Consider the following 4,965-nt stretch of genomic DNA (forward strand, 5'->3'; position numbering starts at 1 on the left):
GGTCCCTCTGGCGACGACAGCATCAGGCGGCCGCACGTGCCGCTCACCTCAAGTCACGCTGTAAAAAGCAACTGTAGCACTAGTACGCCAGCATGCTTCTTCATCGAAGGTTTCGTTGTCAGAACGTATCATCATGAGTGAGTTCTCAGCCTGAGCCAATAAAGCTGAACTCTGCTGTTTTACTCCGGCCAAACCGGAATTCGCCTGCGCAGCTACAATACTTGATCCTCTGTGCGGAAAACATATGTCGTCAAACGGGGAGTGAAACGTGATGAAAACGTTGTACGCGCGCGATTTGATGGCGACAAAGGTGACGAAAATCCCGCCAGAGACTCCAGTTGCAGCTGTGGCAAGGATGCTCGCGGGCCAGGGCATATCGACTGCGGCAGTTACCACGCCTTCCGGCGGGTTGCTGGGAATCATCACAGAGTCGGACTTGATCCGTCGCTTGGCCAATGAGGATAAGCAGCCGCGCCATGGATGGCTGGCACGCATGTTCATGGATAATCTCTTGGAAGCACAGCTTTATATCCGGAGTCATGGTGCCACGGCTGGCGAGATGATGAGCACGCAGGTGATCACCGTGTCACCGGGAGAAACTGCATTTAATGTCGCTCGCCTCATGGAGGAACACAGGATCCGCCGATTGTTGGTGGTAGAGAACGGAGATGTTGTCGGGATCGTTAGCCGGTCTGATTTGATCCGCGCCCTGGTCATGGCACAACCGTCAGCAACGGATGACCAGTCGGATGAAGGTATTCGCCAGGCCGTCATGGAAGCCATGCAGCGCGAGGCATGGGCCGACACGGCATACACGGCTGTGAATGTGCGCGACGGCACTGTCGAGTTTCATGGCTTTAGGCGCTCCACGATGGAGAGCCAAGCCTTGCGTGTTCTGGCGCAGAACATTCCAGGCGTGAGGCACATCGAGGACAATACGCGTTCCTTACCCGGCTACTTCGCGGGCTGAAGCCGTCCTCCCGAACTTCGGAGTTCATGCCCGCCGATATTAGCCACAGTCCGGCGCTCCCGATACATGACGCTGGAAGCGCCGTCAGCGATACCGGCGGCTTCACCAGGCTCTTAGCCGTGCTGGCAGGATCCCGGCCACTCATCGTGCCAGAACTATCGCTCTCATACACGCGATGGACGCGACCTGATCTTCTCCCCACCTGCGCTCACTGTGGCTGCACCTTCGCGGCGCGGATCACGCCACCCCACTTCTCGGTCTCGCCGGCGACGAAGCTGGCGAGATCGGCGGCCGGACCGGCAGCCGGTTCGGCACCGAGGTCACGCAGACGCTTCTGCACCTCCGGCTGGGCCCAGACCTCCTGTACGGCGGCATTCAGGCGGTCCAGCACCGGTCTCGGCGTCCGGGAAGGGGCGAAAAGCGCCGTCCAACTCTGCACATCGAAAGCCGGTAGCCGCTCCGCCACCGCGGGCAGGTCCGGCGCGCCGCCAGACGTTGCGGCGTCGTCACCGCGATGGCACGCACCTGCCCATTCTGGACGAAGGGCAACGTCGTCAGCGGTGCGTCGAACGTCAGCTGGATCTGCCCGCCAATGAGGTCGTTCATCATGGGGCCAGAGCCACGATAGGGCACATGCTCCATGGTGGGCGCACCGACCCGCAGCTTAAAGATCTCGCCCGCCAGATGCAGCGAAGTCCCGATGCCGGAGGAGCCGAAGCTCAACGGGCCGCGCCCGGCTTTGGCATAGGCCAGGAGTTCGTCTAGGTTCTGCACCGGCAGGGAGGGGGTCACCGCGAGCACCAGGGGCTGACGGATCAGCAGAGAAACCGGCGCGAAGTCCCGGACATGGTCGTACGGCACCTTCGGCTGCAGCACTGGTACGATGGCATGAGTCGCGATGGTACCGACTGTCAGGGTGTAGCCATCAGGGTCCGCTTTCGCCCCGGCCTCCGTGCCGATAATGCCGCCTGCGCCGGTGCGGTTCTCCACCACGACGGACTGGCCCAGCACCCTGCCTAGGCCCTCCCCCAGGATCCGCGCAGTGACATCCGATTGCCCGCCAGCGGCATAGGGCACGATCAGGCGTAAGGTGCGGTTCGGAAAACTCGCCTGTGACAGCGCGGGTCGGGCAGCGGCCAGAGCGGTGAAGCCGGCCAATGTGGCGCGTCGGCTGAGCAGCATAAACATTTTCTCCCAATTTTCTCTCGCCAGCACAGGGCAAGGCCTCTGAGGCAGAGCTGCCCTCAAGGCTGTCACAGGCGAGCTTGCTTCTCAAGATTAGTCTGATAACATGATTACTATGGTCAACGCCCCTGCCATTCCTCGCTTGCCGTATCTGGTCAGCAGCGTCGCGGCCGGATTGCGTGACAGCATCCGCAACCAGCACAGTTTGGGCGACAAGCTGCCGACTGAGGCCGTGTTGGCGGAACGCTTCGGTGTCAGCCGAACGGTGATCCGGGAAGCCGTTGCGACCCTGCGCACCGAAGGCCTGCTGGAAACCCGCCAGGGCTCCGGCATCTTCGTCGCCCGCACACGGCAGGAGCTAGTATTCCGCTTCGCCCGCTCAGCGGCCTGGGAGCAGCACCTACGGTCCATCTACGAATTGCGCCTTGGCCTGGAGGTCGCCGCCGCCGGACTAGCTGCGATCTACCGCACCGATGACGACCTGCAGAGGCTTGAGGAAGCCCTGGCTGTTATGGCGATCCCCGAGTCGCGCCGCGCCGCCGATCTGCGCTTCCACACGGCCCTCGCGGCCGCCAGCCGGAACGAGCATTATGAGGGGCTGCTGCCGCTCCTGGCCGGAGAATTGTCCGTTCTGATCCGTGAAGCTCAGCGCGGCTGCGGCGTGTATAAGGCTCCCACAGGCGAGTTTCTCGTCGCCGAACACCGCACGATCCACGAGGCTATCCTCCAGCAGGACGCGGATGCGGCGCGAGCGGCAATGGAAATCCACTTACACAATTCCGCCCGCCGCTTCGACATCGAAATCCGCGGAATGGGTCGTCCGCCGCACAGCGCTAGCGCCGTGGAAGATCACCGATGATGCACTCTCTGTCCACGATACCTGCGGCGCCGCAACCCTCGTACTGGGCGACGCGGCGCTTGCGGCGAATCTTTGCCCTGGAAGATTTGGAGGGGGCCGCCCGCCACCTACTCCCTCCGCCCATGTTCGGCTATGTGGCCGGCGCGGCCGAAACCAATGCCAGTTTGGCCGATAACCGCCGCGTCTTCGATGAGATTCAGTTCCTGCCGCGCATGCTGGTCGGCGTCGCCGGCCGCAGCCTGGACTGCGAGGTCATGGGCCAACATCACGCCATGCCCTTCGGGATCGCACCGATGGGCGTCAGTGCCCTGACCGGCTATCGCGGGGATCTGTCCCTAGCCCGCGCTGCTGCCCGTGCCGGCATTCCCATGATCATCAGTGCCGCATCGCTGATCCGGCTTGAGGAGATCGCCGCCGCTGCGCCTGGCGTCTGGTACCAGGCCTATCTCTCTGGCGATCAGGCAGAGGCCCTGTCCATGGTGGATCGGGTCGCGCAGGCAGGTATCGAGACTTTCGTCATCACCGCCGACAGTGCCGTTGTGCCCAGCCGCGAGAACAATCTCCGCACCGGCTACCGCACGCCGATCCGGCCCAACATGGCACTGCTGTGGAATGGCCTCACGCATCCCGCATGGTCCATCGGCACCTTCCTCCGCACCTACCTACGCCATGGAAATCCGCACTTCGAGAATGCCGGCCCTGGCCGCGGGGCACCTCTTCTCTCCCGCCAAGCCGTGCGGGATTTCTCAGGTCGGGAATCCTTGGACTGGGACGTGGTACACGCCGTCCGCGCCCGCTGGCGGGGCCGTCTGGTCATCAAGGGCTTGCTGCACCCTGCCGATGTTGCCCTGGCCCGGAAAGCTGGTGCGGATGGGGTGATCCTCTCCAATCATGGTGGCCGCCAACTGGATGGGGCGGTCTCGCCCATGCGCACGCTGCCAGCCGCGCTGCGGCAGGCTGGCAGCATGGCCATCATGATCGATAGCGGCTTCCGCCGTGGCACCGATATTCTGAAGGCACTCGGCCTGGGCGCCAGCTTCGTGTTTGTCGGCCGGCCCTTCAACTATGCCTCGGCCCTCGCGGGAGAGGCGGGGGTGGATCATGCCATCGGCCTGCTCCGCGCCCAGTTGATGGCAGACCTGGGCATGCTGGGCTTGCTGAACCTGCGCGTTGTGAACAGGGAAGTGCTGTTCCTCGATGGCTTCAGGGCCCTACCGGCACCGTGATGGCGATGGAGAGAAGGCGGCAGGGCCAGGATCATAGTTGCGGACAGATCCAAATGGTGCAGAATGCCGGCCGTAAGAACCTGCTTTTGTCAGCCTATACTGGTTCTCGAACTCAGCTGGCTGAATTTAACCCAGCAAGCTCTCAAAATTCTCTTGTGCGCCAGCCTACCCAAACGACCTGAGATTTCCAGTGGTCGAGCGCCGATGTATGGCTCAGGGCGTAATTGCAGCACAGACGCGGCGTTGATCACGAGGCAGGACCGATCTCGACGGGTTAAGCTGAGGGCCATGGCTGTGCCCCGCAAAAGGGCTTTATTCCGTCTACTCCGGTCCATTCGCCGACTCATCGCGGCCAGGCGCAGCGAGGCGAATGACCGCCAACTCGCCCGCGCTCTCGCCTTTGTCGCAGGAGCCGTAAACGCGGGAGGTCTGCTGGCTGTGGGACAATACACGTCCCACATGTCGGGCGTGATCTCCTCCCTTGCGGACCATGCCGCGCTAGGGGCCTGGATGCTCGTCGGAGTCGGCGCCGCCGCCCTCTTCTGCTTCACCGCTGGTGCTGCAACCTCGGCCGTGCTGATCAGTTGGGCTCGGCTTCACCGGGGCGCTTCGCAGTACACCTTGCCCCTCTTGCTGGAAGCGGTCTTGCTAGTGTCCTGATCGCGAAATTCCTAAGATCATGGGAATGGTGGTAGGAGGCAGCGATGGGCAAACCTGCGGTGTCG

The 4,965-nt window shown here is 62.8% G+C and carries 4 protein-coding genes and 2 pseudogenes; 5 read left to right on the plus strand and 1 reads right to left on the minus strand.

Going from position 1 to position 4,965, the window contains the following annotated elements:
• Positions 1 to 298: 298 nt before the first annotated feature.
• Positions 299 to 394, plus strand: a pseudogene (locus D2K64_RS26355) (hypothetical protein); the annotation flags it as partial.
• A gap of 99 nt (positions 395 to 493) precedes the next feature.
• Positions 494 to 970 (plus strand): CBS domain-containing protein, encoded by a 477-nt coding sequence (locus tag D2K64_RS22705; protein ID WP_238384385.1) that lies wholly within the window; start codon positions 494 to 496, stop codon positions 968 to 970.
• 208 nt (positions 971 to 1,178) lie between these two features.
• On the opposite strand, the pseudogene D2K64_RS22715 reads toward D2K64_RS22705, so the two are convergent.
• Positions 1,179 to 2,158 (minus strand): annotated as a pseudogene (locus tag D2K64_RS22715) (Bug family tripartite tricarboxylate transporter substrate binding protein).
• A 112-nt stretch (positions 2,159 to 2,270) separates the two neighbouring features.
• On the opposite strand from D2K64_RS22715, the gene D2K64_RS22720 reads away from it, so the two are divergent.
• The 3 genes from D2K64_RS22720 to D2K64_RS22730 all read left to right on the plus strand — a co-directional run bounded on the left by D2K64_RS22720 (position 2,271) and on the right by D2K64_RS22730 (position 4,900).
• Positions 2,271 to 3,014, plus strand: a complete 744-nt coding sequence (locus D2K64_RS22720; RefSeq protein ID WP_241793757.1) for a FadR/GntR family transcriptional regulator — start codon at positions 2,271 to 2,273, stop codon at positions 3,012 to 3,014.
• The gene (locus tag D2K64_RS22725; RefSeq protein ID WP_202910800.1) at positions 3,011 to 4,240 is read left to right on the plus strand and encodes an alpha-hydroxy acid oxidase; all 1,230 of its coding nucleotides are present in this window, start codon (positions 3,011 to 3,013) and stop codon (positions 4,238 to 4,240) included. Before D2K64_RS22720 ends, D2K64_RS22725 begins: the two co-directional genes overlap by 4 nt.
• Before the next feature lie 288 nt (positions 4,241 to 4,528).
• Entirely contained in the window at positions 4,529 to 4,900 is a 372-nt protein-coding gene (locus D2K64_RS22730; RefSeq protein WP_120010660.1) for a DUF1275 family protein, read from the plus strand.
• The last annotated feature ends 65 nt before the right edge of the window (positions 4,901 to 4,965 follow it).

The sequence above is a fragment of the Teichococcus vastitatis genome, assembly GCF_003604215.1.
Lineage (GTDB): Bacteria > Pseudomonadota > Alphaproteobacteria > Acetobacterales > Acetobacteraceae > Pseudoroseomonas > Pseudoroseomonas vastitatis.

What these genes read in the sequence shown, in the direction of transcription:
- D2K64_RS22705 (WP_238384385.1), top strand. Translation starts at nt 494, where the DNA reads ATGTTCATGGATAATCTCTTGGAAGCACAGCTTTATATCCGGAGTCAT.
- D2K64_RS22720 (WP_241793757.1), top strand. Translation starts at nt 2,271, where the DNA reads ATGGTCAACGCCCCTGCCATTCCTCGCTTGCCGTATCTGGTCAGCAGC.
- D2K64_RS22725 (WP_202910800.1), top strand. Translation starts at nt 3,011, where the DNA reads ATGATGCACTCTCTGTCCACGATACCTGCGGCGCCGCAACCCTCGTAC.
- D2K64_RS22730 (WP_120010660.1), top strand. Translation starts at nt 4,529, where the DNA reads ATGGCTGTGCCCCGCAAAAGGGCTTTATTCCGTCTACTCCGGTCCATT.